The organism is Buttiauxella ferragutiae (assembly GCF_022637515.1).
Lineage (GTDB): Bacteria > Pseudomonadota > Gammaproteobacteria > Enterobacterales > Enterobacteriaceae > Buttiauxella > Buttiauxella ferragutiae.
The window spans coordinates 2,319,368-2,345,075 of the sequence record NZ_CP093332.1 but is presented as its reverse complement, the minus strand read 5'-3'; the positions used below and the strand labels follow the sequence as shown (position 1 = coordinate 2,345,075).

Sequence of the window (25,708 nt, the reverse complement as noted above, 5' to 3'; positions counted from 1 at the left end):
GCCCATTATCAGATCACATTCATGGGCAACATTTGCCCGTCAGTGCCACTTTTAGCGATGTGCCGTGGAATTTTCTGACGATTTATTGTTGATGTATATCATGTCTAAAGTTAGACGCTGATCATGTAATGAAAAAAAACAACATCATTACACCTATTCTCCCGCCCAATCGATGATGGGCAAGCGTATATTCTTGCTAAATCGTGTCGCGATTTCTCCTGTTAGTGAAATCGACAAAATCCATGAGTGCCGGACACCTATGAATATGCTGGACAAAATCCAGTCCCAACTGGAACACCTTAGCAAATCAGAACGTAAAGTCGCAGAAGTGATTCTTACCGCACCGCAAGATGCCATTCACTCAAGCATTGCTACCCTCGCCCGCAGCGCTGACGTTAGCGAACCGACAGTCAACCGCTTTTGCCGCCGTCTCGAAACCAAAGGCTTCCCGGATTTTAAATTACATTTAGCGCAAAGTCTGGCGAATGGCACTCCTTATGTAAACCGGAATGTTGACGAAGATGACAGTGTAGAAGCTTATACCGGCAAAATCTTTGAATCGGCGATGGCAAGTCTTGACCAGGTCAGGCAATCACTGGATATGGCAGCCGTTAATCGCGCAGTAGATTTACTCACGCAGGCGAAGAAAATTGCCTTCTTTGGTTTGGGTTCCTCGGCCGCGGTCGCACATGATGCGATGAACAAATTCTTCCGTTTTAACGTGCCAGTTATCTATTCTGACGATGTGGTGTTACAGCGTATGAGCTGCATGAATTGCAGTGAAGAAGATGTTGTCGTGCTTATCTCGCATACCGGACGCACCAAAAACCTCGTTGAACTGGCGCAATTAGCGCGTGAAAACGACGCCATTGTGCTGGCCATTACCTCTGAAGGCTCACCACTGGCTCGCGAAGCCACCCTCTCTTTACTGCTGGACGTGCCAGAAGATACCGACATTTATATGCCTATGGTTTCTCGCCTCGCGCAATTAACGGTGATTGATGTACTGGCAACCGGTTTTACTTTACGTCGTGGCGCGAAATTCAGAGATAACTTGAAGCGAGTCAAAGAAGCGCTCAAAGAATCGCGTTTTGATAAGGAGCTATTCGTTTCTGGCGATAGCCAGTAAAACAAAATTAGTCTGCTTAAATCGTTTGAGTTGCAGCCAGCACTCCCGCAGCTCGAAGTAAGACAGATATAACAAAGCTGTAACTTTTTAGGTCATTCGGTTAAGTTGTTACATTGCGTTTTTCAACGCATTCCGATTTACCGAATCTTTTGTTAACACAACACCAAAGTTGTTTCAGTCAACGGAGTAATACATGTCCAGACGGCTACGTAGAACCAAAATCGTTACCACTTTAGGCCCGGCAACCGATCGCGACAATAATCTGGAAAAGATTATCGCAGCCGGCGCAAACGTGGTGCGTATGAACTTCTCCCACGGTACTGCAGAAGATCATCAGATCCGTGCTGATAAAGTTCGTGAAATTGCCGCGAAACTGGGTCGTCATGTCGCTATTCTGGGCGATTTGCAAGGGCCAAAAATTCGTGTCTCTACCTTTAAAGAAGGTAAAGTTTTCCTCAATATCGGCGACAAATTCTTACTGGATGCCAACCTGGGTAAAGGTGAAGGCGATAAAGAAAAAGTCGGTATCGATTATAAAGGTCTGCCCGCTGACGTTGTCACCGGTGACATCCTGCTGCTCGATGATGGCCGTGTTCAGCTAAAAGTACTCGAAGTTCAGGGTATGAAAGTGTTCACCGAAGTCACCGTAGGCGGCCCGCTGTCGAATAATAAAGGCATCAACAAACTGGGTGGCGGCCTGTCAGCCGAAGCGCTGACCGATAAAGACAAAGCTGACATCATCACTGCAGCGAAAATCGGTGTCGATTATCTGGCGGTTTCCTTCCCACGTTGTGGTGAAGATCTGAACTACGCTCGCCGCCTGGCGCGCGAAGCAGGCTGTGACGCGAAGATTGTCGCAAAAGTTGAGCGTGCTGAAGCAGTATGCGACGAAGCGGCAATGGATGACGTTATCCTGGCTTCTGACGTGGTTATGGTTGCCCGTGGCGACCTGGGCGTTGAAATCGGTGACCCTGAGCTGGTCGGTATTCAGAAAACCCTGATTCGCCGCGCACGTAAACTGAACCGTGCGGTGATCACTGCGACTCAGATGATGGAGTCAATGATTACCAACCCAATGCCAACTCGTGCCGAAGTCATGGACGTGGCGAACGCCGTTCTTGATGGTACCGATGCGGTGATGCTTTCTGCAGAAACCGCTGCGGGTCAATACCCGGCTGAAACGGTTGCTGCAATGGCGCGTGTTTGCCTGGGTGCAGAAAAAATCCCAAGCATCAACGTCTCTAAACACCGTCTGGACGTGCAGTTCGACAACGTTGAAGAAGCGATTGCGATGTCGGCAATGTATGCGGCAAACCACCTTAAAGGTGTTACCGCCATCATCACCATGACCGAATCAGGCCGCACCGCGCTGATGACTTCCCGTATCAGCTCTGGTTTGCCAATTTTCGCCATGTCCCGTCATGAGCGTACGCTGAACCTCACCTCTTTGTACCGTGGTGTGACGCCTGTACATTTCGATAGCCCAAGCGACGGTGTTGCTGCTGCAAATGATGCAGTGAATTTGCTGCGTGACAAAGGCTACCTGATTTCCGGTGATTTGGTTATCGTGACCCAGGGCGACGTGATGAGTACCATTGGTACCACCAACACGACGCGCATTCTGTGCGTTGAGTAATTCAATCGCTGTATGACAAAGGGGCCAAATTGGCCCCTTTCTTATTTCTTCGGATATAACTCTTTGCGACGGTAGGGTTCTGTTTCCCCTTCCTTGCGGGTTTTGAGCAATTTTAAAATCCAGGTGTATTGTTCAAGATTCGGCCCCACCAGAATTTCGACTTCTTCATTCATTCGGCGAGCAATGGTGTTGTCATCCGCATCAACTAAATCGTCCATCGGAGGACGAATATGAATGTCTAAGCGGTGAGTTTTGCTGTTGTACACCGGGAACAATGGCACAACGCGCGCACGTGCCACTTTCATCAAGCGGCCAATTGCCGGTAATGTCGCTTTATAGGTGCCGAAGAAATCGACGAACTCACTATGCTCAGCACCGTGGTCCTGGTCAGGCAAATAATATCCCCAATACCCCTGACGCACAGAGCTGATAAACGGTTTAATCCCGTCATTACGCGCATGTAACCGGCCACCGAAACGGCGGCGCACGGTATTCCACATGTAGTCAAATAATGGGTTACCCTGGTTATGGAACATGGCGGCCATTTTTTGCCCCTGCGACGCCAACAACATCGCCGGAATATCCACGCCCCATCCGTGCGGCACCAGGAAAATCACATTTTCTTCCCGCTGCTTTAACTCGTCGATAATCTCTTTGCCATGCCAGTCAACACGCTGCATGACCTTTTTCGGGTCCTTGATCGCCAACTCAGCCATCATCACCATCGCTTGAGGAGCAGTAGCAAACATCTCGTCGATGACAGCTTCGCGTGAGGCTTCCGGCATCTCCGGGAAGCAATACAGCAAGTTAATTTGTGCGCGACGGCGGGCACTTTTACCAAAGCGCCCGGCTATACGCCCAACTTTACCCAGCAGAGGATCGCGTATTGACGGCGGTAACATCGCAATACCAGCGAAAGCGCCAACGCCTAGCCAGGCGCCCCAAAATTTCGGGTGCAAGAAGGCCTTTTGAAATTCAGGAATGAACTCACTGTGACTTTTTTTAGTTTTTTCCATTCATATTCTCAGTACAGCATCAAATCATTGATGACATGAATTTATCAGTATCTTAGCGGGGTAATGCCTTTCAGACAAAGAAAAAGCCGGTTACTGGGAACCGGCTTTATTCACAGCACTGGATTAATTGAAACTGAGCTGTGGAGTGACTTCACGAACCTGAGCCAGATATTCGTTACGATCGGAGCCTGTCAGCCCTTCGGTACGTGGCAGTTTCGCGGTCAACGGATTCACCGCTTGTTGGTTAACCCACACTTCATAATGCAAATGCGGCCCCGTAGAGCGCCCGGTATTCCCTGACAATGCTACACGATCGCCGCGTTTCACTTTCTGACCTGGCTTCACTAACAGTTTCTTCAAGTGCATGTAGCGGGTGGTATATGAACGCCCGTGGCGAATAGCCACGAAGTAACCTGCCGCACCGCTACGTTTTGCCATCACCACTTCACCATCACCGACAGCCAACACTGGCGTACCTTGTGGCATAGCAAAGTCGACACCTTTGTGCGGCGCAACACGACCGGTGACCGGGTTAAGGCGACGAGGATTAAAGTTTGACGAAATACGGAACTGTTTAGCCGTCGGGAAGCGCATAAAGCCCTTCGCGAGACCCGAACCGCTTCTGTCGTAGAACTTGCCGTCTTCTGCACGAATGGCGTAATAATCTTTACCGCCACTGCGTAGACGCACACCAACCAAACGGCTTTGCTCACGTTTGCCTTCAAGCATTTCGCGAGACATTAACACCGCGAACTGATCGCCTTTTTTCACTTTGCGGAAGTCCATTTGCCACTGCATGGCCTTGATAACTCCGCTGATTTCAGCGCTGGTTAATCCAGCATCTTTCGCGCTGCTGACGAAACTACTGCCTACCGTGCCTTTCAAAACATTGTTAACCCATTCGCCTTGCTGCATTTCGCTGCTGAGCTTAAAGGCCGTACCTGAACGGTCGTAGGTGCGTGTTTCACGGCGCGACATTTCCCAGGTAAGGCGTTGTAACTCGCCATCAGCATTTAACGTCCAGGAAAGTTGTTGACCGATTTTCAGGTTACGCAGATCTTTATCAACCGCGGCAAGCTGGCTGATATCACCCATATCAATACCGTACTGGTTCAGGATGCTGCTAAGCGTATCCCCGGTAGACACGACATACTCATGAACCCCAGCTTCACCGGCGGTTTTATCATCCAGTTCATCTTGCGGAATGGTGTCGTCTTCAGCGTCTGGAGACTGGTCTAAAGGTTCACTGGCTTCAGGAAGCAACGAACGGATCTCGTTTTTCTCAAGCTCAATGGTTTTGATAACAGGGCTGGCTTCAGGATGATAGACGTACGGTCGCCAAACAGCGACCGCAAGTGTAAGAACTGTAAGCGACCCCAGCATAACGCGGTGGGGCCGGGACAAATTGTCGAATGCCAGGGCGACAGAGCGGGCTATCTGTTGCACGTATTCACTTCCTCGTTAATCTCCTTTCAGGCAGCTCGCATACTGGTTCGCAAGCCCGTTCAAAAACTGCATATAGCTGTCTTTGCCGAGCTTAACCTCAATCCCCAGTGGGTCCAGCGTTCCGGAACGGACGTTAGTACCACGGGCTACGGCATTGATCACGGCTGGCCTGAATTGTGGTTCAGCAAATACGCACACGGCTTTTTGCTCAACCAACTGTGTTCTGATGTCATGTAAACGCTGCGCACCGGGCTGGATTTCAGGGTTCACGGTAAAATGACCAAGAGGTGTTAGACCGTAGTGTTTTTCAAAGTAGCCATAAGCGTCGTGAAAAACGAAATACCCTTCACCTTTGAGCGGTGCGAGCACGTTAGCCACTTGCTTGTCGATGTTGGCTAATCCTAACTCGAAAGATTGCAAGTTGGCGTCAAGTTTGGCTCTATTTTGGGGCATAAGTTCCACTAATTTATCGTGGATTGCAACCGCCGACAGCCGCGCTACCTCTGGTGAAAGCCAAATATGCATGTTGTATTCACCATGATGGTGATCTACATCACTATTTTCGGCTGAATTGTCATGTCCTTCATGACCATGGTCGTCGTCGTCACCGCCTTTCATGAGCAACGGTTTCACACCCGGCAATACAGCCAATTGCACTTGTTTTTGTTCAGCTAATTGATTAACCGACTTCTGCATGAAGGCTTCCATTTCTGGGCCAACCCACACCACTAAGTCCGCGCTTTGTAAGCGTTTTACATCCGATGGGCGAAGTGCATAATCATGCTCAGAAGCGCCATCTGGCAGTAAAACCTCTGTCGGTGTCACGCCGTCAGCGATCGCTGCGGCAATAAAACCTAATGGCTTGATAGAGGCAACCACGGCGGCCTGTGCGGGCACGGCTGCGGTAGCCATAAAAGCAGTTGTTAAAGCTGCGCAAAGAAATGAGTTTTTATGTAACATAATGCGACTTATCATCGTTATGAATCAGAGATGTGTGATATTATAACATTCGCTAACTTCTGCAACCCCTGAAATTGTCATGACAAATCTGGTATCACTGGAAAATATTTCTGTTTCTTTCGGACAACGCCGTGTGCTGTCTGATATTTCACTCGACCTCAAGCCAGGCCGAATTTTGACGCTGCTCGGGCCAAATGGCGCTGGAAAATCAACGCTGGTGCGTGTGGTTCTTGGGCTGGTAGCACCTGACGAAGGAGTTATCAAGCGCGACCGCGACCTGCGTATTGGCTATGTGCCGCAAAAACTGCATCTGGATGCCACCCTGCCGCTTACGGTAAGTCGTTTTATGCGCCTGCGCCCTGGCGTGAAAAAAGCGGATATTCTGCCAGCGCTTAAACGCGTTCAAGCCGCTCATCTGATTGAAGCCCCGATGCAAAAGCTTTCCGGCGGTGAAAACCAACGCGTCCTGTTGGCACGCGCGCTGCTCAATCAACCGCAATTGCTGGTGCTTGATGAGCCTACGCAAGGTGTTGATGTGAATGGCCAATTGGCACTGTATAACCTGATTGATCAACTGCGCCACGAATTGGATTGCGCGGTGTTGATGGTTTCCCACGACCTGCATCTAGTGATGGCAAAAACTGATGATGTGCTGTGCCTTAACCACCACATTTGCTGCTCCGGTACGCCAGAAGTGGTGTCGATGCACCCGGAATTCATTTCGATGTTCGGCCAGCGTGGTGCGGAGCAGTTAGGCATTTATCGTCACCACCATAATCACCGTCACGATCTTACCGGACGTATCGTTCTGCGCAGAGGGAATGGCCAGTCATGATTGAATTGTTGTTACCCGGCTGGCTTGCCGGGATCCTGCTGGCGTGCGCTGCTGGCCCGCTTGGTTCGTTTGTTGTATGGCGTAGAATGTCTTACTTTGGCGATACCCTCGCCCACGCTTCTTTATTAGGCGTGGCCTTTGGCTTATTGCTCAATGTGAATCCTTTTTATGCCGTGATTGCTGTGACGTTAATGCTGGCTTTCGGCCTGGTCTGGCTCGAGAAACGCCCACATCTGGCATTAGATACCCTCTTAGGTATCCTGGCACACAGTGCTTTGTCGCTGGGTCTGGTGGTCGTGAGTTTGATGTCTAACGTCCGTGTCGATTTGATGGCCTATCTGTTTGGCGACCTGCTTTCAGTCACCATGCCAGACATTATCTCAATTGCGTTGGGCGTTGCGGTGGTCGTCGGCGTTCTGCTTTGGCAATGGCGCAACTTGTTGTCGATGACTATTAGCCCGGATCTCGCCCATGTAGATGGGGTTAACCTGCAACGAGTGAAGATGCTGTTGATGCTGGTGACAGCCCTGACGATTGGCGTTGCAATGAAATTTGTTGGTGCGCTGATTATCACTTCGCTGCTGATTATTCCTGCGGCAACCGCACGTCGTTTTGCGCGCACGCCTGAGCAGATGGCAGGTTTCGCGGTGATTATCGGGATGCTTTCCGTGACGGGTGGGCTGACGTTCTCAGCATTCTATGACACGCCCGCAGGGCCATCAGTGGTATTGAGTTCGGCGGTGTTGTTTGTGCTGAGTATGGCGAAGAAACAAGCGGCATAAACAATTATTTAGGACCCGGACTACTGGCAATAGTTCGGGTGACAAGAACAGTTGAGTCGCTTTTTGGCGCTCAGTTCAAAGAGCGGCGACTAAATCTCCAGTAGTGATCATCAACGTCATCGGTTCTACTGGTGAGGGTTCAAACCCGACGCGTAAATAAAAATCCCTGGCTTCCTCAGAGAGGGCGTGAACCAGCATCCCACGGATACCAATCGTTTCTGCTGTCTGAATGACCCGTAGTCCGGCATCACGCACCAGCGCCCTGCCGATGCCCTTCCCGTGTAACGATTTATCAACTGCCAGACACCCCAATATTACTACCGGGATCGGGTCAGGCATATTACGACGAAAGCGACCTGGCGCTGAGTTCGGTGCAACCGCACTTGATGCCAGTGAATAGTAAGCCAGCACCCTTGCTTCATCACAACAAACGAAAGTACGGGATGCACCGGTTAACTGATTTTTCATCGCCCGCTGTCTGAGCCAGCTATCCATAGACTCCACTCCGCAACAAAACTGGCTAACAACATGTTCAGCGCGTAGAGGTTCAGGAGCGGCAATCATTTTTTATGATTCCAGGGTGCGATTGTCTGCATGGTTTTACGCAGTGCCGCATTGGATTCCGGCGCCTGATCAAGGCGAGCAAGAAACTCCTGATAAGCTTCGGGGTCCACCATAATAATACGCTGTTCAAGCAGCGTTTCTTCAGCCGCTGCCCGAGCAGCATCCAGAACAAAATCAGTACGATTTTTCCCTCTGACTTTTGCTGCACGGTCGATCAGGTCGCGCTCGGTGGACTTAATACGCAAATTTAACGTTTCACGTTTAACACCGATGTTTTGTGCACCAGGCATGATATCTTCCTCATAGATGTTTGTGGGTAATAAGTATACAGCTTGCGTAACGTTGATGTCATTACACACCAAAGAAAATGTACAACAACTTCACGGCCCGGCTTCTGCCAGCCATTCTCCAGGAAGAGGTATTGAAGGCGTATCGTGAATTCCCTGAGCAGGCACGTAGCTGACGGTGTAGCGGCGATGGGTTTTAGAAAGCGTTGATGATGGGTGAGTCTGGGTTGAGGTCGTAGCCATTTGGCAACCTCCGATAAGAAGATTTAACTTCCACCACCAGAGGTTCCAATCCCGACGCCTGATTTTGCAGGTGCGCAGGAAAGATACCGCTAACTATTACCGACGACTAGAGTTTTTCTCTATGATAATTAAGACAATTTCACAAACTGGAATCTGTCTCGTAAAAGCCTATGAAACTCATTTCACAGTGACCTGACCGTTCATTAGCATCGGGAGAAGCCCTGTTGATATCATATTGCTGCCTGTTCAGACTTTACCGCAGCAACAGCGTCAGAACGATTCTGATTGAAAACGGTTCGATATGTTACACATTCCAGTAATACCAACCGAGTACTTTAGATAGGATTATCTACAAACGACCGTAGTTAAAAACAACCCCGACTAAAGCCGGGGTTATCAACAATAGATGAGCAGCTTTTTATACCCGTCATACTTCAAGCTGCAGGGGTGTTGGCTGCACTTCTTCACCCCAGTCACTTACTGAAGTAAGCTCCTGGGGATTCACTCCCTTGCCGCCTAACTGCAACTCGAATTATTTAGGGTATAGATCATTCAAGGCTGTGCGGGTGGCACAATCCCAAAATGAGTCCAGGCTCTTGGCGTTGCCATTCGCCCGCGCGGCGTACGTTGCAAGAAGCCCTGCTGAATCAGGAAGGGTTCGAGTACATCTTCAATCGTTTCCCGTTCCTCACCAATTGCTGCCGCGAGGTTGTCCAGCCCGACCGGGCCGCCAAGGAATTTGTCTATTACCGCTAACAATAGCTTGCGGTCCATATAGTCAAAGCCTTCGGTATCAACATTCAGCATATCCAGCGCTTGCGAAGCGATGTCACCATTAATGGTGCCATCGTGCCGTACTTCCGAAAAGTCACGCACGCGACGCAATAAACGGTTAGCAATACGCGGTGTACCACGCGCACGACGCGCCACTTCCAGCGCGCCCTCTTCGCTCATCTCAAGCCCCAGCACGCTGGCACTGCGGCCAACAATGTGCTGCAAATCGGCAACCTGATAAAACTCGAGGCGCTGCACAATGCCGAAACGGTCACGCAGTGGCGAAGTCAAAGAACCCGCTCGAGTTGTCGCGCCAATCAGGGTAAACGGGGGTAAATCAATTTTGATTGAACGCGCCGCCGGGCCTTCACCAATCATAATATCGAGCTGGTAATCTTCCATCGCCGGATACAGTACTTCTTCAACAACCGGTGAAAGGCGGTGGATTTCATCAATGAACAAAACATCATGCGGTTCGAGGTTGGTCAGCATCGCTGCCAGGTCACCTGCCTTTTCCAGTACGGGGCCGGAAGTGGTTCGCAGGTTAACGCCCATCTCGTTGGCAACAATGTTAGCCAGCGTGGTTTTACCCAAACCTGGTGGGCCGAAAATTAACAGATGATCAAGCGCATCCCCACGCAGTTTTGCCGCCTGGATGAAGATCTCCATTTGCGATGTAACCTGCGGCTGGCCGACATAATCCGCCAGAAAACGCGGGCGAATGGCTCGGTCAATTAACTCATCAGGGGTGATGGTGTCTGGCGATACCAGACGGTCTGCTTCAATCATCCTTCATCTACCTCAGGGGCTTCAAAGTGCTGCGCGGAGTGCTTCGCGGATCAGCGTTTCACAATCAGCACCGGCACGCCCTACTTTGCTAATCATACGGCTGGCTTCTTGTGGTTTATAGCCCAGTGATACTAGTGCCGCAACCGCTTCTGCTTCTGCGTCGTCAGCCACGCCACTTTCCGGAGCGGTGAGCACCAGATCAGACGCCGGAGTAAACAGGTCGCCGTGCATACCTTTGAAGCGGTCTTTCATTTCAACAATCAAGCGCTCAGCGGTCTTTTTACCTACGCCTGGCAATTTGACCAATGAACCAATTTCTTCACGCTCTACGGCATTCACAAATTGTTGTGCAGACATACCGGAGAGGATGGCCAGCGCCAGCTTAGGGCCAACGCCATTCACTTTGATGAGCTCACGGAACAAGGTACGTTCTTGTTTGTTGTTGAAACCGTAGAGCAACTGCGCGTCTTCACGCACCACGAACTGAGTGAATACCACCGCTTCTTTACCGATATCCGGTAATTCGTAGAAGCAAGTCATCGGCATGTGGACTTCATACCCTACGCCACCGACTTCCATAAGTACCAGCGGCGGTTGTTTTTCAAGGATGATGCCTCTGAGTCGACCAATCACGATATGCTCCTGCGTTTAGCGTTTATGCCAAAAATTTTGCTTATCATATTAAAAAGGCTGGATAGATATCCAGCCTTATTTATTTTAATCGTCCCCGTGCCAGATTAAGCCGTGTATCACTCATCTGCATCGAGTTCTGCGTCACATGGCAATGCGTAATGGCAATTGCCAGTGCATCGGCCGCATCCGCTTGTGGGTTAGCAGAGAGTTTGAGCAAAGTGCGTACCATATGCTGCACCTGGCTTTTCTCCGCACTGCCGATACCCACTACCGTCTGTTTTACCTGACGGGCGGCATATTCAAACACCGGAAGCTCATGGTTTACCGCCGCAACAATCGCAGCACCTCGTGCCTGTCCGAGCTTTAAAGCAGAGTCGGCATTCTTCGCCATAAACACTGATTCAATAGCGAAATACTCTGGCTGGAACTGGGTAATGATTTCGCTCACCCCCGCGTAGATGAGTTTCAAACGCGAGGGTAAGTCGGTCACCTGAGTACGAATACAGCCGCTGCCTAAATAGGTTAGCTGCCGGCCAGTCTGGCGTATAACGCCATAACCGGTAACGCGTGACCCCGGGTCGATGCCGAGAATAATCGCCATCACGCGTCCCTCATAAACAGCTGTAAGGTTTCAGACAACACCATTACAGGGTTTCCGCAACCTCGTCAGAGATCTCACCGTTGTGATAAACCTCTTGCACGTCATCGCAGTCTTCCAACATATCGATAAGGCGCATCAGTTTCGGTGCGGTTTCTGCATCCATATCCGCTTTAGTGGATGGGATCATAGAAACTTCGGCTTCATCAGCTTTCAGACCTGCTGCTTCCAGTGCATCGCGGACAGCGCCCATGTCTTCCCAGGCGGTGAACACGTCGATAGCACCGTCGTCATAAGAAACGACGTCTTCGGCACCCGCTTCAAGCGCGGCTTCCATTACGGTGTCTTCATCTTTGCCAGGAGCATAAGAGATAACGCCTTTTTTGGTGAACAGATAGGCTACGGAGCCATCAGTTCCCAGGTTACCACCGCATTTGTTGAACGCGTGGCGTACTTCTGCCACGGTACGGTTACGGTTGTCACTCAGGCATTCAACCATTACAGCTGAACCGCCAGGACCGTAACCTTCATAAATGATGGTTTCCATGTTCGCGTCTTCATCGCCGCCCACACCACGTGCAATCGCGCGGTTTAAGGTGTCACGCGTCATGTTGTTAGACAACGCTTTATCAATCGCTGCACGCAAACGCGGGTTAGAACCCGGATCACCACCGCCCAAACGGGCTGCAGTTACCAGCTCACGGATAATTTTGGTGAAAATTTTACCGCGTTTGGAATCCTGCGCAGCTTTGCGGTGCTTTGTGTTGGCCCATTTACTATGACCTGCCATAACTATCTCCAAAAGCGCCTTTTTCAGGCGGCATTAATTACAAACTCTTCAATCGCTTGCCGGTTGCTCCACGACTTTGTCATAGCCGCCGCAGCATGTGCGTCCGTCCATTCCCAGGCCAGATGTTCCGAAATGGTTATCTGGCGTTCGTGAGGCAGCGCAAGGCAGAACCAATATTCCGTATTGCGCGTAATTCCCGGAGCATAGCGATGACGCAAATGTGTAAAAATTTCAAACTCCACACAGCGTTGGCAGTCAATCAAAGCCAGTTGTTCTGAAACAACGTCGATATCAACCTCTTCCTTTACTTCACGCTGTGCGGCATGCAGCGCAATTTCCCCTTCTTCCAGGCTGCCGGTAACCGACTGCCAGAAATCAGGATCATCGCGCCGCTGTAGCATCAGCACCCGCCCGGTGTCTTGTGCAAAAATCACCACTAATACCGAAACGGGATGCTTATAGCCCATTATTCTTTCTCAGCCTTTTTAATCACCGCGACACCCAGTTCAGCCAGCGCTGTTGGGTTGGCGAAGCTTGGGGCTTCAGTCATCAGACACGCTGCGGCGGTGGTTTTCGGGAACGCGATAACATCACGGATGTTGTCGGTACCGGTCAACAGCATGGTCAGACGGTCCAGACCAAATGCCAGGCCTGCGTGCGGTGGTGTACCGTATTTCAGGGCATCGAGCAGGAAGCCGAACTTCTCGCGCTGGTCCTCTTCGGCGATGCCCAGAATGCCGAACACGGTCTGCTGCATCTGGCCGTTGTGGATACGCACGGAACCGCCGCCCACTTCGTAACCGTTAATCACCATGTCGTATGCGTTCGCAACAGCAGCTTCCGGATCTGCCGCCAGTTGCTCTGGGGTCATATCTTTTGGTGCAGTGAACGGGTGGTGCATCGCGGTCAGGCCGCCTTCGCCATTGTCTTCAAACATTGGGAAGTCGATAACCCACAGCGGTGCCCAGGCTTTATCATCGGTGATACTCAGATCTTTACCGATTTTCAGACGCAGTGCGCCAAGCGCGTCAGCAACCACTTTCTTATTGTCCGCACCGAAGAAAATCATATCGCCATCTTGCGCACCGGTACGGGCCAGAATAGCTTCAACGATTTCTGCGTTCAGGAATTTAGCGACCGGGCTGGTGATCCCCTCGATGCCTTTAGCACGCTCGGTCACTTTGATGTAAGCCAGACCTTTCGCGCCGTAAATCTCAATGAACTTGCCGTAATCGTCAATCTGTTTACGGCTTAACTGTGCGCCACCTGGCACTCGCAGTGCTGCAACGCGGCCTTTAGCATCATTTGCCGGGCCGGCGAACACTTTAAACTCAACGTCTTTAAGCAGGTCAGCAACGTCCACCAGCTCCATCGGGTTACGCAGGTCTGGTTTATCAGAACCGTAACGACGCTCAGCTTCAGCGAAAGTCATGATTGGGAAATCGCCCAGGTCGACGTTTTTCACATCTAACCACAGTTCACGCACCAGTTTTTCCATCACTTCACGCACTTGCGGAGCAGACATGAAGGAGGTTTCAACGTCGATCTGAGTAAATTCAGGCTGACGGTCAGCACGCAAGTCTTCGTCACGGAAGCATTTAACGATTTGATAGTAACGGTCAAAGCCAGACATCATCAGCAGCTGTTTGAACAACTGTGGGGACTGCGGCAATGCGTAGAATTTACCTTTGTGAACACGGCTCGGCACCAGGTAGTCACGCGCGCCTTCTGGCGTGGCTTTGGTCAGCATTGGGGTTTCGATATCCAGGAAACCGTGGTCATCCATAAAACGGCGCACGAAGCTGGTGATTTTCGCACGGGTTTTCAGGCGGTTCGCCATTTCAGGGCGGCGCAAATCCAGGTAACGGAATTTCAGACGCGCTTCTTCGGTGTTGACGTGGTTGGAGTCCAGCGGCAACGCTTCAGAGCGGTTGATAATGGTCAGGTCGGTAGCGAACACTTCCACCGCGCCGGTTGCCATATCTTTGTTGATGTTTTTTTCATCACGCGGGCGAACGGTGCCGGTGATTTGAATGCAGAACTCATTACGCAGTTCGGAAGCAAGCTGGAACGCGTCCTGACGGTCCGGGTCGAAAAACACCTGCACGATGCCTTCGCGATCGCGCATATCAATAAAGATAAGGCTACCGAGGTCACGACGACGATTGACCCAACCACACAGTGTTACTTGTTGTCCCACATGGGATTGATTGAGCTGCCCGCAATATACTGTACGCATGAGATATCCCTTAAATTAGCCGCTCACTGTGTGCAACCTGCACCGGTGGCCACTATTTTTGTATGTCAGATATAGTTGAAAAAAGGGGGCTATTATACTGGAAATATTGGCCCGCGATAAGAACTGACGCGTTTCAATGCGCCTTGTTTGGCCTATTCTCACAAAAATTAACAAAATTTGTAAACTGTCGAACATATGTTCCGTCGTAATGTGTTGCGAGATAATTCAATTTTGAACCGGAGTCACCGAATGTTAGAACTGAATACTTCCAAAACCGCACTAGTCGTTATTGATTTGCAGGAAGGCATTTTGCCATTTGCAGGCGGCCCGCACAGCGCACAGGATGTGGTGGCTCGTTCAGCCAGGCTGGCTGATAAATTCCGCGAGAATAACGCCCCGGTTATTATGGTGCGTGTTGGCTGGTCTAAAGACTTTGCCGAAGCACTCAAACAACCGGTTGATGCACAGGCAGGCGCTCATGCTTTGCCGGAAAACTGGTGGCTTTACCCGCAAGCACTGGGTAAAAAAGACAGCGACATTGAAGTCACTAAACGCCAGTGGGGAGCCTTCTACGGCACCGATCTGGAGCTTCAGTTACGCCGTCGTGGCATCGACACCATCGTGCTATGTGGGATTTCCACCAACATCGGTGTGGAATCTACTGCCCGTAACGCATGGGAATTGGGCTTCAACCTGGTGATTGCTGAAGATGCGTGCAGTGCTGCAAGCAGCGAACAACATCAAGGCAGCATGACGAATATCTTCCCGCGCATTGGGCGCGTACGCAGCACTGACGAAATCCTCGCTGCACTGTGATTTATATCGGCCTTCCCCAATGGTCGCACCCTAAATGGGGGCGTCTTGGTATAACTTCTCTGGAAGATTATGCTCGCCACTTCAATTGTGTGGAAGGCAATACCACGCTGTACGCCTTGCCTAAAGCGGAGACGGTACTTCGTTGGCGCGAGATGACCGACGACAACTTCCGCTTTTGCTTTAAATTCCCGGCCACCATTTCCCATAACGCCGCACTTCGTCAGTGCGGAGATTTGACCGCCGAATTTCTTGATCGCCTGTCTCCACTGGCACAGCGCATCGGGCAATACTGGCTGCAACTTCCCGCAAAATTTGCCCCTGCCGACTTACCTGCGCTGTGGAATTTCCTCGACGCTTTGCCAAAAGAATTCACCTACGGCGTCGAAGTTCGCCACCCTTCTTTCTTCGATAAGAGTGCCGATGAGCAAGCATTTAATCGGGGTTTGCATCTGCGTGGTGTTAACCGGGTTATTCTGGATAGCCGTCCGGTGCACAGCGCTATCGCCAACAACGAAGCGATGCACGAAGCCCAGCGTAAAAAACCCAAAGTACCGGTTCATGCCGTCGTCACCGCAAATCACCCGATGGTGCGCTTTATCGGCAGTGACGATATGGTGCAAAATCAGGCGCTTTTCGACGTTTGGCTTAAAACCTTGCCAAAATGGCAACAAAACGCCACGCCTTACCTGTTCCTGCATACGCCTGACATTGGGCAAGTCCAGGATTTAGTCCATACACTATGGCGCGGATTGCAGCAGGCTCTTCCCGATTTGGGCAATGAACCTGCCATTCCTAAGCAAAACTCCCTATTTTAGGGGTAGCGACAGCTTATAGGTTGCACTGCTATTATATGCAGTGCTGGAACTATCTCTAAAGGATGTGAGTATGGTAAGCGCGCTCTACGCCGTTTTGGGTGCTTTGTTGCTGATTAAGTTCTCGTTTGATGTTGTCCGTATGCGTTCGCAATACCGGGTCTCTTATGGTGATGGTGGCTTTAGCGAACTTCAGAGTGCGATTCGTATTCACGGTAATGCAGTGGAATATATTCCTGTCGCATTACTGCTTTTATTATTGATGGAAATGAACGGCGCTGAAACCTGGATGGTGCATGTTAGTGGGTTGCTGCTGATTGTTGGCCGCCTGATGCATGCGCACGGTTTTCACCACCGTTTAATCCGCTGGCGTCGTTCCGGCATGAGCGCCACCTGGGCTTCATTGATCCTGATGGTGCTGGCTAACCTGTGGTATATGCCATGGGAGTTGGTTTTCTCGCTGCATTAACGCAAAATATGCCCCTTTCGAAATTTCGAATTTCCGGATTTAACATTATGTCTGACCGCGATACCTTGTTTTCCGCCCCGATCGCCAAATTAGGTGACTGGACCTTTGACGAACGCGTAGCTGAAGTGTTCCCCGATATGATTCAACGTTCGGTACCGGGCTACTCGAATATCATTTCGATGATTGGCATGCTGGCGGAGCGCTTTGTGGCACCGGGTAGCCAGGTTTACGATCTTGGCTGTTCACTTGGCGCGGCAACATTATCGGTGCGTCGTAACATCCAGCATGACAACTGCAAAATTATCGCGGTAGATAACTCCCCTGCAATGGTCGAGCGCTGCCGCCGTCATCTTGACGCCTTCAAAGCGCAAACTCCGGTCGAGGTCATCGAAGGTGATATCCGCGATATCGTTATCGAAAATGCCTCGATGGTGGTGCTGAATTTCACCCTGCAATTTCTTGAACCCGATGACCGCAAACTGCTGCTGGAAAAAATCTATCAGGGGCTGAACCCTGGCGGCGCGTTAGTGCTGTCGGAAAAATTCAGTTTTGAAGATGGCGAAGTCGGCGAATTACTCTTCAATATGCACCACGATTTTAAACGTGCGAACGGCTACAGCGAGCTGGAAATCAGCCAAAAGCGCAGCATGCTGGAAAACGTGATGCTCACCGACTCTGTCGAAACACATAAAAAACGCCTCAAACAAGCCGGATTTGACCACGCAGAATTATGGTTCCAGTGCTTTAACTTTGGCTCTTTGGTTGCACTGAAATCAGGAACATCTGCATGATCGACTTTGGTAATTTTTATCAGCTTATCGCGAAAAGCCCGCTGGCCCCTTGGCTGGAAACACTGCCGGCGCAAATTGCCACCTGGCAGCGCGAGAACCTGCACGGTCAATTCAAACACTGGTACAACACCGTTGAATACCTGCCTGAACTGGCGCCATATCGCCTGGATTTATTGCACAGCGTAACGGCAGAATCTGAGGCACCGCTCAGCGATGGTCAGCGTCTGGGTATTGAAAAACTGCTACGCAACCTGATGCCATGGCGCAAAGGGCCATATTCGCTGTATGGCGTGGACATCGACACCGAATGGCGTTCAGACCTGAAGTGGGATCGTGTTTTGCCACACATTTCTCCACTTACCGGGCGCACGATTCTGGATGTCGGCTGCGGGAGCGGTTATCACCTGTGGCGCATGATTGGCGCGGGCGCGCATCTGGCTGTGGGTATCGACCCAATGCAACTGTTCGTTTGCCAGTTCGAAGCGGTGCGTAAGCTGCTGGGTAATGACCAACGCGCGCATGTCCTGCCACTTGGCATTGAGCAACTGCCAGAGCTGAACATCTTTGATACCGTCTTTTCGATGGGGGTGCTGTATCACCGCCGTTCACCGCTCGATCACCTTTACCAGTTGAAAAACCAGTTAGCCAAAGACGGTGAACTGGTGCTGGAAACGTTGGTGGTAGAAGGCGACGAAAATACGGTACTGGTGCCTGGCGAACGCTACGCGCAAATGCGTAACGTCTATTACATTCCATCGGCATTAGCGTTGAAAAACTGGCTGGAGAAATGTGGTTTTGTTGACGTAAAAATTGTCGACCATTGCTACACCACCAGCGAAGAACAGCGCCGCACTAGCTGGCTGACGACCGAATCGCTGGCCGACTTCCTTGACCCGAATGACAGTAGCAAAACTATCGAAGGCTACCCTGCCCCGCTACGTGCCGTTCTGGTAGCGCGTAAACCGTAATATTATCTGCACAATCCAGCCCCGATAAATCTCGGGGCTTGAGACTGATGACAAACTTCTTCGTAGGTCAGATAAGCGCAGCGTCATCCGACACCACTGGCGTAAATGGTGGATGACGCTAACGCTTACCCACCCTACAAAACACATTTATCACCCTTTGTCAGCAATCTGGGCTTTTTATACCTCAGGCGTTTTCTTCAATCCATGCCGCAAGCGTTGCGGGTGTTTTCAACACACTGGCAACGTCCGTCGGTGGAATAGCACAGCCAAATTGTGCCTGCACTTCCAGAACGATATCTACTGCAGTAATTGAATCAAGAATATCGGATTCAATAAGCTCGTCGTTAAACGCGACTTTGCGGGACAACACATTTTCAAATATCGCTAATACTTTCTGTTCCATATATATGCCCTTAGATCTTCAGCAGGTACGCGCCTGAACATCGAGTAATTTACGGTCAATTTTGCCGTTAGTGTTAAGAGGTAAGGTATCCATGATGACAATCTGCGAGGGCACCATGTAAGAGGGTAAAATTTGCGTGAGGTTAGCTTTAATCTCTTTTTCCGAGAGCTTTGAAGCGCAAAAGGCAGCCAGGCGTAATACAGCACCATCTTTTTTGGTCAGCGGTAAAACCACTGCTTCACTGACGCCTGAAAGCGCAAGCAATCGGCTTTCAATTTCATGAATTTCAATACGATAGCCATTGAGTTTAATCTGGCTGTCGTTACGCCCCTGGCAATATAAATACTCTTTACCCGCGCGCCCTAAATCACCGCTTTTGTAGCCGCGCCAATGCTTACTTTCATTCCACAAAAGCTTTTCAGCATTCTCTTTTGGTAATCCAAGATAGCCACGCATCACATTTTTACCCCAGATAATTAATTCGTTATCTGCGGTAATTTCCATTTCTGAATGCGGCATCATCGCGCCGATAGGCAATAGATCTCCTTCTTCGTGCAGGATCTCATCGCTTATCTCAATCACCGTGGTGGCAATGGTCGCTTCAGTTGGGCCATAAGAGTTGAGTATTTTTGCCTCAGGGAAAAGACGGCGCAGATGTTTTACCAGGGTTTTACTCAGCACCTCACCAATAAAGACAAAAACTTTCAGATCGCAGAGATATTCTGCACGAAATTCTGGTAGCAATAATTTTTGATAAGCGAAAGATGGAGTAGAAACCCATACAGAGACTTTTTGCTGTTGCAAATGGGCTAGCCAGTTATCCGCAGTAATATCCTCTTTAGCATTAAGCACGATATGACCGCCAGTCGCCAAATTGCCGAGTAATGGAATTAACGATAAATCAAAACTGAATACCGCGTGATTCATCAGCACCGGATGCGCAGGCAAAGAAAAATCATTGCGAACCCACTGCATGAAATTCCAGACGCTTTCGCGACCAATCTGCACTCCTTTAGGTTTACCGGTGCTCCCCGAAGTAAACATAATGTAGGCTAAATCCTGCTCTTCCAACTGCTGAGCCGTGACTCCGGTTGCTACAAATACCTTTTGCTGAACGTCGTAATAATAAGGCGCACGGGCTAATTCACAGATTTCTTTCAGGCGTTCTGCCGGATAGATATTATCAACTGGAATATAGGGGATTTGATGTAATAAACAACTATAAATGGCGCTGGCAAACTCTGCTTGTTGATGTCCATAAAGCACCACAGGAACATTCTTGGCGAGTTTTAGCACAGCAAAACGTTCCGCCCAGCCAAGCACAGCACAACCGAGTTGCCGCCAGCTCAAACTATTATCGCTGCCACTTATCGCCAATTGCTGAGCGTTTTTCGGTTCAAGTAACACAGCATGTAGATAATCACTTAGCTGTTGTAATTCGTCATTATTCTTCATACAGGAGACATTCCGCTAAAAATATAAAGAGAGGCTGCTGCACTTGCCAGCGTCAACATTCGCCCCATAAAGACAATTAAAGGCATTTTTAACCATGTGGACATTTTTTGGCTGCGCTTTGCCAGCCAAAGGATCAAATTGTGAATAACCGATATGCCACCAAACAACGCACCGCTGACAACGTAATTCAGCTCCAGTCCATTCCAGGCTCCCATGCAAAACATCGTGCAGAAAATACCGATATTTTGCGCTGTCACTTTGTGGTTTCTGAAAAACTCAACCTTCATCAGATTCATATAAATCGGCATAAAGACTACGTCTCGCAACCACTCCGATAAGCTAATATGGAACCGACGCCAGAAATCTTGCGGGTTTTTTGCCAGTATCGGTAAATTGAAATTGGCGGGTAAATTCAGCCCAAACAAACGCCCGGCGCCTATCGCCATATTGCTGTAACCCGCAAAATCAAAATAGAGATAGAAGCTATATGCCAGCGACATCACTACGCCAACAGTCAGCGTAAAAGGCCGATGGCTCCAGTGGCTAATCACCAGGTTATCAATCAACATGGCAAACAAAAATTTCTGCACGATGCCATAAAAGATTTGTTCCATAGATTGCAGGAACACCGCAGTTGTCAGCCGAAATTTAGGTTGAGTGATATCCTGAACCCAGCTTCGCCAGCGATACATCGGCCCGGCGAGAATAACAAAGGGTAAAAAGAGGTAACTAAAGTACTGTAAGAAATTGCGGGAATCTTTCTTATTGCGATAAAGTAAAACGTCCACCGCTCTGAAAGTCATGAAAGAAAGACCTAACATTCCCCAATGATTATTCAGATGTAATTTAACCAGAACCAATGGCAGTAAACTCAATGTCACCGACTGCCAGGTTTTCAGCCACGACTTATCTTTTAAAGCCGCAATCACATATAAATACGCAAACATCAATAACGGAATGGTTATCTGGTTTTTGAAAACGTATCCCCAGACAGCAATTAACGCAAATGCAGAAAACAGTGAAGCGTAGGTCAATCGGTTACCCAGCAAACGATTAACGCCCGCAAACAATAGCGAACTGGCAAACAACACAGCAAAGAAAGGTGCACTGGTATACATTCACTGACTCCTAAAATTGCTGATATTCAAAATGCAATTTGATATTCATGCTGTTATCCACTGAAGACCATGTCACGATGGTTACCAGCAGAAACAGATAAAGGAAAAAGAGTCGGATGGCTTTTTTCATTTTTTGAATGCCTCGGAAATAAAACGGTCCATGGCCACCCATGCCAGTTCAGTAGGATGAAGACGATCCCAGTTCCATCCCGGTTGATAGCTTTGGTCGTACATATCAAAATAAGGCGTGTTATATTTTCTCAACGTCTGCTGGATGAAGCGATCTGTCGGCTGGAATTTATCCGTATTCTTTAGCGCCCACGGATTAAGCGGATCGATAATGACGACGACATTAACCTGGCGTTCATGCAGCAGCTTCATCATTGCTATAAACGCCTCTTTTTCTCGGCCCGATGGAGGCGCGGTATACCAATCTTCTGGCGTTTTATCGTCGGCAAATATCTCTTGATCCATCCATAACGTGGCGGCACTTTCATGACGAGCACGGTTAAGTTGCTGGGCTTGCTGTAATTCTGCATTCCAGTCAATATTTAACTCGTTAGCGGGCGCCACCGGCCACGGCTGCGTATTTGACTGGCGAATATGTGCCAGTGATAAGAAATAATCTCTGATCATTTCGCAGAATGAAGAGAACTGATATTTAATTTCACGCCAGACAATTTTTGTGTGCCAGCCAAAAATACGCATCTGGCTAAAAGTGAGATGATCCACATCTTGCGCATCGATATGGGTTAAATAATGGGTCAAAACAGGACGTATGGTGGCATCTGACATTAATGGTTTAAACACCGAGTCCGGGAAATGGTCAGCGAAAATCGTCGGAGGAATACCATCAAAAAAGAAACTATCGGGTGACAAGAGCAATACCAGTTTCGTTTTTGGTGACAGATCTTGTTTAAAGCGCGTCAGCAAGGCGAGTTGCGTCATGTTATCGACGAAGCTATCACCGTAAGCCACAGTGGGCTGATGCAGTTTGGTATTAAAAAAATTATATACCGCAAAATGCTCATCTTCAGACGTGGCAACTTCCGATGCTCCGAGGAAGAAAATGGCGTGACCATTCAGAGCATACGAAATGGTTGCCATTTTCTCTGCCTGAACTTTACGTGTACCTTCCATTGTTTTTATTAATGGTAGAAATTTTAATGCCGGTTGTAAGCTATCGATAAAAGGTGGAATGGTTAAAACCAAAGCAGCAAGGATTGCCATGGAAATGTGCAATAAAATAGCTTTATTTATTTTCATGATCGGCACAACTTTATCGAAACCAAATAAAATAGAAAATATTACTCTATCAACATATTTCTAAAGGGATTTTGATAATAAAGAAATGGACCACTCTATTCATTGAGTGATTGGTATCCGTATGTAACGCTATGTACAAAGCAACAAAAACAACCAATATTTAACAAATTAGCTACAACCACCCATTTTATTGCTGTCATTATGTATATCGAGAATCAAAGTCTCAGAGAACGGCTATGACGCAGAGAACATCTCTATGCTGGGTCGCCATGCATAACGCTCACAGCATGTCTATTTCACTAGTTGTTTATGCAACTGTTCAGCTATTTTCTCGATGCGTTCTGTTAGCTCTTTAGTGACATTTGTTAGCTCAGTATTCATCTCAATCAATTTGATCATCTGTTCGGCTTGTTCTGCTGCAAATTTTAATCGTTTTTCATTGGCCTGCGCTAAATCTTCCCGATGCAAAGCATCAGCTTCCCCGTGTGCTTTATCCCTTTCAGCCTGGCGCGTTTGCGCAAGTAAAATGAGTGGAGCGGCATAAGCAGCCTGGAGACTAAATGCCAGGTTTAACAAGATAAATGGATAGAGGTCAAAATGGCTCACGCCCGTAACGTTAAGAACGATCCAAACTAAAACAATAAGAGTTTGTGCGCCAAGAAAAAAAGGCGTGCCAAAAAACCGGGCAAACGCTTCAGCTTTTAATGCAAACCAACTTTCCCCGAAGGTTGGCGTTAAATGCTGGTGAATACGATGGAAACGTAAATGATCGCGATTCGTTATTTTGCCAGATGGCTCTTTGCTGGATAACGTCATTTTCACTACTCCTCAGCCATTAATGGATATTAATAAAACTAAAGTCTAGCAGAGGATTAAAGCGCGTTTCGGGGAGGGTTTCGGGAAAAAAGAGCACAGGAAAAGTCTGAGAAGAAAAAGATGACAGGATCTGCCCATTCAAAGAAAGAAGCATCAAGCCTTTACTCAACAATGCCGATATCTGAGATCAAAGGCACAAATTATGATCATGTTTTGAGAAATAACTTGCCGTTTCATCAGAATATCTTACCGTAGGGAAAAATTGGTTTATACCAGTCTGGCGAAAAATGAAAAATATAAGCAATGTAGATATCAACAGAGAACGCCTGGAAAGGTGGTTATCTGAGACAAATTTGACACCGGGTTCACGGCTTCCTTCAGAGCGGGAACTATGTGAATTGCTGGATACCCGAAGAATGACATTACGGCAAGTTTTGCTGGAGTTGGAAGTTGCATCCCTTATCTTCAGGAAAAATCGTAGCGGCTGGTTTATTGCCCCCAAGCGATTCATCTATAACCCTAAAGCACAGTCCAGCTTTAATGCAGAAGCCCGGGCGCAGGGGCGGCAACCATTTTGGGGATACCTGGAAGAAGAACAGTGCGAAGTGCCCCCCCTTAATGTGGCAAAGGCTTTCTCAGATAATTCTCGCAGTTATCGAGTTACTGGCTGGTGTGGCCTTGATGGGCACAAAGTTTTTTATCACGAGTCTTATATTGATGCTGACTTTGCCCCTGACTTTATCAAAAAAATAAACAATCAGTCATTTGCAGATGTCTGGGAAAAAGAATATGGCCAGTTTTTGAGTATAAAAAGCATGCTATTTAAGCCCGTAAAAATACCCGACCAGGCATGCAAGGAATTAGGTGTTGCGCCAAATTCGTTCGTTATTCTGGTTGAAAAGCATCGGGCAACGCGTGAAAAAAGAGTCGTTCAAGTTGACTTCGAATACTGGAGATTGGAGTCCGTTGAGCTATATATCCAGGATGAATGAGGGTAAAAATGAAAACATCTGAAAGAGTCTGCCTTGCTGAGCGAGCCAGGAATATCCCCCTATATTTACATGCCTACGCATTTCATTTAAATATGCGTTACGAACAAATTTTGCCAGGAGATCTACTGGATATCGCACATCAGAACCAATTACGGGGTGTGAAAATTCATGTTGAAGATGGTGAGTCTCAGGCATTACAAATGCTGAGTGACCTTCAGTTAATTGATTTCAGGAAGAAAGCAGAAAACTACGGTCTTGATGTTAATATTGAGACAAGCGCTTCTGATCAAAAAACTCTTAATGATGCCATCAGGATTGCCAACCTGACCGGCGCATCATCAGTACGTTTTTATCCTCGCTATGAAGGGCATCTGCAAGATGTAATGAAAAAAATAAGCCTGGATATAGAATACTTATCTCAATTTGATGATTGCGGCTTAACATTCACAATTGAGCAGCATGAAGATTTGAAAGGGGAGGAACTGGTCAGCTTAGTAAAACATAGCGGGATGAAGAATCTCTCAATTCTTTTTGATTTTGGCAATATGATCAATGCTAACGAAAAACCACTCGACGCCCTACGCGCAATGGCTCCTTATATAACACAAGTACATGTAAAAGATGCCAAAATCATTAAGGATAATTCCGGATGGGCGCATGAAGCATGCCGCTCGGGGTATGGGGAATTACCAATGGAAGACATGCTCAGGGAGTTACTGCTGCTTGGAGAAGATAAGCCCCAGGTAATTTCTTTCGGACTGGAGGAAGAAGTCGAATACTTCGCCCCTGCTTTCCGTTTCGATGATGAAGGCGATAATCCATGGATACCCTGGAGAACCGCAAGTTATACGCCACTTCCTGAAACCGATAAAGTTGATGAACGCCTTGCTCAGGAAGCAGAACACGCAATAGAGCAAATACACTACGTCAGAAATATATGTAATAAATTTATTAACGAAAAATAATTTAAAGTATTTCCAATCAACATCACAGGCACAATTTACATAACTTTCTAATCACAGTGACATTGCTCAATCGTGAATATAGAAAGTTAATCTCTCTACGCTTCTATGTAAGTGAA

Annotated in this window: 28 protein-coding genes; 11 read left to right on the top strand and 17 right to left on the bottom strand. The window is 48.6% G+C overall.

Annotation, left to right across the window (positions count from 1 at the left end; genetic code table 11):
• The first annotated feature begins 259 nt into the window (after positions 1 to 259).
• Together MNO13_RS10790 and pyk are read left to right on the top strand one after the other, a co-directional pair.
• On the top strand, positions 260 to 1,129 hold the full coding sequence (locus MNO13_RS10790) for a MurR/RpiR family transcriptional regulator (RefSeq protein WP_064545908.1): 870 nt from the start codon (positions 260 to 262) through the stop codon (positions 1,127 to 1,129).
• 193 nt (positions 1,130 to 1,322) lie between these two features.
• Positions 1,323 to 2,765 carry a pyruvate kinase gene (gene pyk, locus MNO13_RS10785; protein WP_064545906.1) on the top strand — a complete coding sequence of 481 codons (1,443 nt, stop codon included), beginning with the start codon at positions 1,323 to 1,325 and terminating at the stop codon, positions 2,763 to 2,765.
• Between the two features lie 41 nt (positions 2,766 to 2,806).
• Here the strand turns inward: pyk and lpxM are convergent, their stop codons facing one another.
• From lpxM to znuA, 3 genes are all read right to left on the bottom strand, one after another.
• A complete protein-coding gene (lpxM, locus tag MNO13_RS10780) occupies positions 2,807 to 3,781 on the bottom strand; it encodes a lauroyl-Kdo(2)-lipid IV(A) myristoyltransferase (protein ID WP_241939971.1) in 975 nt (324 codons plus the stop codon).
• A 123-nt stretch (positions 3,782 to 3,904) separates the two neighbouring features.
• Positions 3,905 to 5,227 carry a murein DD-endopeptidase MepM gene (gene mepM, locus MNO13_RS10775; RefSeq protein ID WP_074388553.1) on the bottom strand — a complete coding sequence of 441 codons (1,323 nt, stop codon included), beginning with the start codon at positions 5,225 to 5,227 and terminating at the stop codon, positions 3,905 to 3,907.
• Positions 5,228 to 5,242: 15 nt separating this feature from the next.
• Positions 5,243 to 6,187: a zinc ABC transporter substrate-binding protein ZnuA gene (gene znuA / locus MNO13_RS10770; protein WP_064545900.1), complete on the bottom strand. Its 945-nt coding sequence runs from the start codon at positions 6,185 to 6,187 to the stop codon at positions 5,243 to 5,245.
• Positions 6,188 to 6,266: 79 nt separating this feature from the next.
• On the opposite strand from znuA, the gene znuC reads away from it, so the two are divergent.
• On the top strand, positions 6,267 to 7,022 hold the full coding sequence (gene znuC, locus MNO13_RS10765) for a zinc ABC transporter ATP-binding protein ZnuC (protein ID WP_064545899.1): 756 nt from the start codon (positions 6,267 to 6,269) through the stop codon (positions 7,020 to 7,022).
• Positions 7,019 to 7,804, top strand: a complete 786-nt coding sequence (znuB, locus tag MNO13_RS10760; RefSeq protein ID WP_064545898.1) for a zinc ABC transporter permease subunit ZnuB — start codon at positions 7,019 to 7,021, stop codon at positions 7,802 to 7,804. Before znuC ends, znuB begins: the two co-directional genes overlap by 4 nt.
• Positions 7,805 to 7,879: 75 nt before the next feature.
• Here the strand turns inward: znuB and MNO13_RS10755 are convergent, their stop codons facing one another.
• The 9 genes from MNO13_RS10755 to aspS all read right to left on the bottom strand — a co-directional run bounded on the left by MNO13_RS10755 (position 7,880) and on the right by aspS (position 14,721).
• Positions 7,880 to 8,368 carry a GNAT family N-acetyltransferase gene (locus tag MNO13_RS10755; RefSeq protein WP_064545897.1) on the bottom strand — a complete coding sequence of 163 codons (489 nt, stop codon included), beginning with the start codon at positions 8,366 to 8,368 and terminating at the stop codon, positions 7,880 to 7,882.
• The gene (locus MNO13_RS10750) at positions 8,365 to 8,658 is read right to left on the bottom strand and encodes a type II toxin-antitoxin system TacA family antitoxin (RefSeq protein WP_064545895.1); all 294 of its coding nucleotides are present in this window, start codon (positions 8,656 to 8,658) and stop codon (positions 8,365 to 8,367) included. The genes MNO13_RS10755 and MNO13_RS10750 overlap by 4 nt, the downstream gene beginning before the upstream one ends.
• 90 nt (positions 8,659 to 8,748) lie before the next feature.
• Positions 8,749 to 8,898 (bottom strand): SymE family type I addiction module toxin, encoded by a 150-nt coding sequence (locus tag MNO13_RS10745; RefSeq protein ID WP_133521653.1) that lies wholly within the window; start codon positions 8,896 to 8,898, stop codon positions 8,749 to 8,751.
• A 552-nt stretch (positions 8,899 to 9,450) separates the two neighbouring features.
• Positions 9,451 to 10,461: a Holliday junction branch migration DNA helicase RuvB gene (gene ruvB, locus MNO13_RS10740; RefSeq protein ID WP_064545893.1), complete on the bottom strand. Its 1,011-nt coding sequence runs from the start codon at positions 10,459 to 10,461 to the stop codon at positions 9,451 to 9,453.
• A 21-nt stretch (positions 10,462 to 10,482) separates the two neighbouring features.
• The gene (gene ruvA, locus MNO13_RS10735; protein WP_064545891.1) at positions 10,483 to 11,094 is read right to left on the bottom strand and encodes a Holliday junction branch migration protein RuvA; all 612 of its coding nucleotides are present in this window, start codon (positions 11,092 to 11,094) and stop codon (positions 10,483 to 10,485) included.
• Positions 11,095 to 11,173: 79 nt separating this feature from the next.
• The gene (ruvC, locus tag MNO13_RS10730; RefSeq protein ID WP_064545890.1) at positions 11,174 to 11,695 is read right to left on the bottom strand and encodes a crossover junction endodeoxyribonuclease RuvC; all 522 of its coding nucleotides are present in this window, start codon (positions 11,693 to 11,695) and stop codon (positions 11,174 to 11,176) included.
• Between the two features lie 43 nt (positions 11,696 to 11,738).
• On the bottom strand, positions 11,739 to 12,482 hold the full coding sequence (locus tag MNO13_RS10725) for a YebC/PmpR family DNA-binding transcriptional regulator (RefSeq protein WP_241939970.1): 744 nt from the start codon (positions 12,480 to 12,482) through the stop codon (positions 11,739 to 11,741).
• Between the two features lie 23 nt (positions 12,483 to 12,505).
• On the bottom strand, positions 12,506 to 12,949 hold the full coding sequence (nudB, locus tag MNO13_RS10720) for a dihydroneopterin triphosphate diphosphatase (RefSeq protein WP_064545887.1): 444 nt from the start codon (positions 12,947 to 12,949) through the stop codon (positions 12,506 to 12,508).
• Positions 12,949 to 14,721, bottom strand: a complete 1,773-nt coding sequence (gene aspS, locus MNO13_RS10715) for an aspartate--tRNA ligase (protein ID WP_237930227.1) — start codon at positions 14,719 to 14,721, stop codon at positions 12,949 to 12,951. The genes nudB and aspS overlap by 1 nt, the downstream gene beginning before the upstream one ends.
• 249 nt (positions 14,722 to 14,970) lie before the next feature.
• On the opposite strand from aspS, the gene MNO13_RS10710 reads away from it, so the two are divergent.
• The 5 genes from MNO13_RS10710 (at position 14,971) to cmoB (ending at position 18,577) form a co-directional block, all read left to right on the top strand.
• Positions 14,971 to 15,537 carry a hydrolase gene (locus MNO13_RS10710; protein WP_241939969.1) on the top strand — a complete coding sequence of 189 codons (567 nt, stop codon included), beginning with the start codon at positions 14,971 to 14,973 and terminating at the stop codon, positions 15,535 to 15,537.
• Entirely contained in the window at positions 15,534 to 16,352 is an 819-nt protein-coding gene (locus MNO13_RS10705; protein WP_241939968.1) for a DUF72 domain-containing protein, read from the top strand. Before MNO13_RS10710 ends, MNO13_RS10705 begins: the two co-directional genes overlap by 4 nt.
• A 70-nt stretch (positions 16,353 to 16,422) precedes the next feature.
• Positions 16,423 to 16,818 carry an MAPEG family protein gene (locus MNO13_RS10700; protein ID WP_064545876.1) on the top strand — a complete coding sequence of 132 codons (396 nt, stop codon included), beginning with the start codon at positions 16,423 to 16,425 and terminating at the stop codon, positions 16,816 to 16,818.
• Between the two features lie 47 nt (positions 16,819 to 16,865).
• Positions 16,866 to 17,609, top strand: coding sequence for a carboxy-S-adenosyl-L-methionine synthase CmoA (cmoA, locus tag MNO13_RS10695; RefSeq protein WP_232887036.1), 744 nt, complete (start codon positions 16,866 to 16,868; stop codon positions 17,607 to 17,609).
• On the top strand, positions 17,606 to 18,577 hold the full coding sequence (gene cmoB, locus MNO13_RS10690; protein WP_064545872.1) for a tRNA 5-methoxyuridine(34)/uridine 5-oxyacetic acid(34) synthase CmoB: 972 nt from the start codon (positions 17,606 to 17,608) through the stop codon (positions 18,575 to 18,577). The genes cmoA and cmoB overlap by 4 nt, the downstream gene beginning before the upstream one ends.
• 184 nt (positions 18,578 to 18,761) lie before the next feature.
• On the opposite strand, the gene MNO13_RS10685 is transcribed toward cmoB, so the two are convergent.
• From MNO13_RS10685 to MNO13_RS10665, 5 genes are all read right to left on the bottom strand, one after another.
• Entirely contained in the window at positions 18,762 to 18,980 is a 219-nt protein-coding gene (locus MNO13_RS10685; RefSeq protein WP_241939967.1) for an acyl carrier protein, read from the bottom strand.
• Between the two features lie 18 nt (positions 18,981 to 18,998).
• Positions 18,999 to 20,435, bottom strand: coding sequence for an AMP-binding protein (locus tag MNO13_RS10680; RefSeq protein WP_241939966.1), 1,437 nt, complete (start codon positions 20,433 to 20,435; stop codon positions 18,999 to 19,001).
• Entirely contained in the window at positions 20,432 to 21,553 is a 1,122-nt protein-coding gene (locus MNO13_RS10675; protein ID WP_241939965.1) for an MBOAT family O-acyltransferase, read from the bottom strand. Before MNO13_RS10675 ends, MNO13_RS10680 begins: the two co-directional genes overlap by 4 nt.
• Positions 21,554 to 21,679: 126 nt before the next feature.
• Entirely contained in the window at positions 21,680 to 22,819 is a 1,140-nt protein-coding gene (locus MNO13_RS10670; protein WP_241939964.1) for a D-alanyl-lipoteichoic acid biosynthesis protein DltD, read from the bottom strand.
• A 291-nt stretch (positions 22,820 to 23,110) separates the two neighbouring features.
• Positions 23,111 to 23,635, bottom strand: a complete 525-nt coding sequence (locus tag MNO13_RS10665; protein ID WP_064545862.1) for a DUF1003 domain-containing protein — start codon at positions 23,633 to 23,635, stop codon at positions 23,111 to 23,113.
• Between the two features lie 287 nt (positions 23,636 to 23,922).
• On the opposite strand from MNO13_RS10665, the gene MNO13_RS10660 reads away from it, so the two are divergent.
• Together MNO13_RS10660 and MNO13_RS10655 are read left to right on the top strand one after the other, a co-directional pair.
• Positions 23,923 to 24,627 (top strand): GntR family transcriptional regulator, encoded by a 705-nt coding sequence (locus tag MNO13_RS10660; RefSeq protein ID WP_064545860.1) that lies wholly within the window; start codon positions 23,923 to 23,925, stop codon positions 24,625 to 24,627.
• Between the two features lie 8 nt (positions 24,628 to 24,635).
• Entirely contained in the window at positions 24,636 to 25,592 is a 957-nt protein-coding gene (locus MNO13_RS10655; RefSeq protein ID WP_241939963.1) for a sugar phosphate isomerase/epimerase family protein, read from the top strand.
• The last annotated feature ends 116 nt before the right edge of the window (positions 25,593 to 25,708 follow it).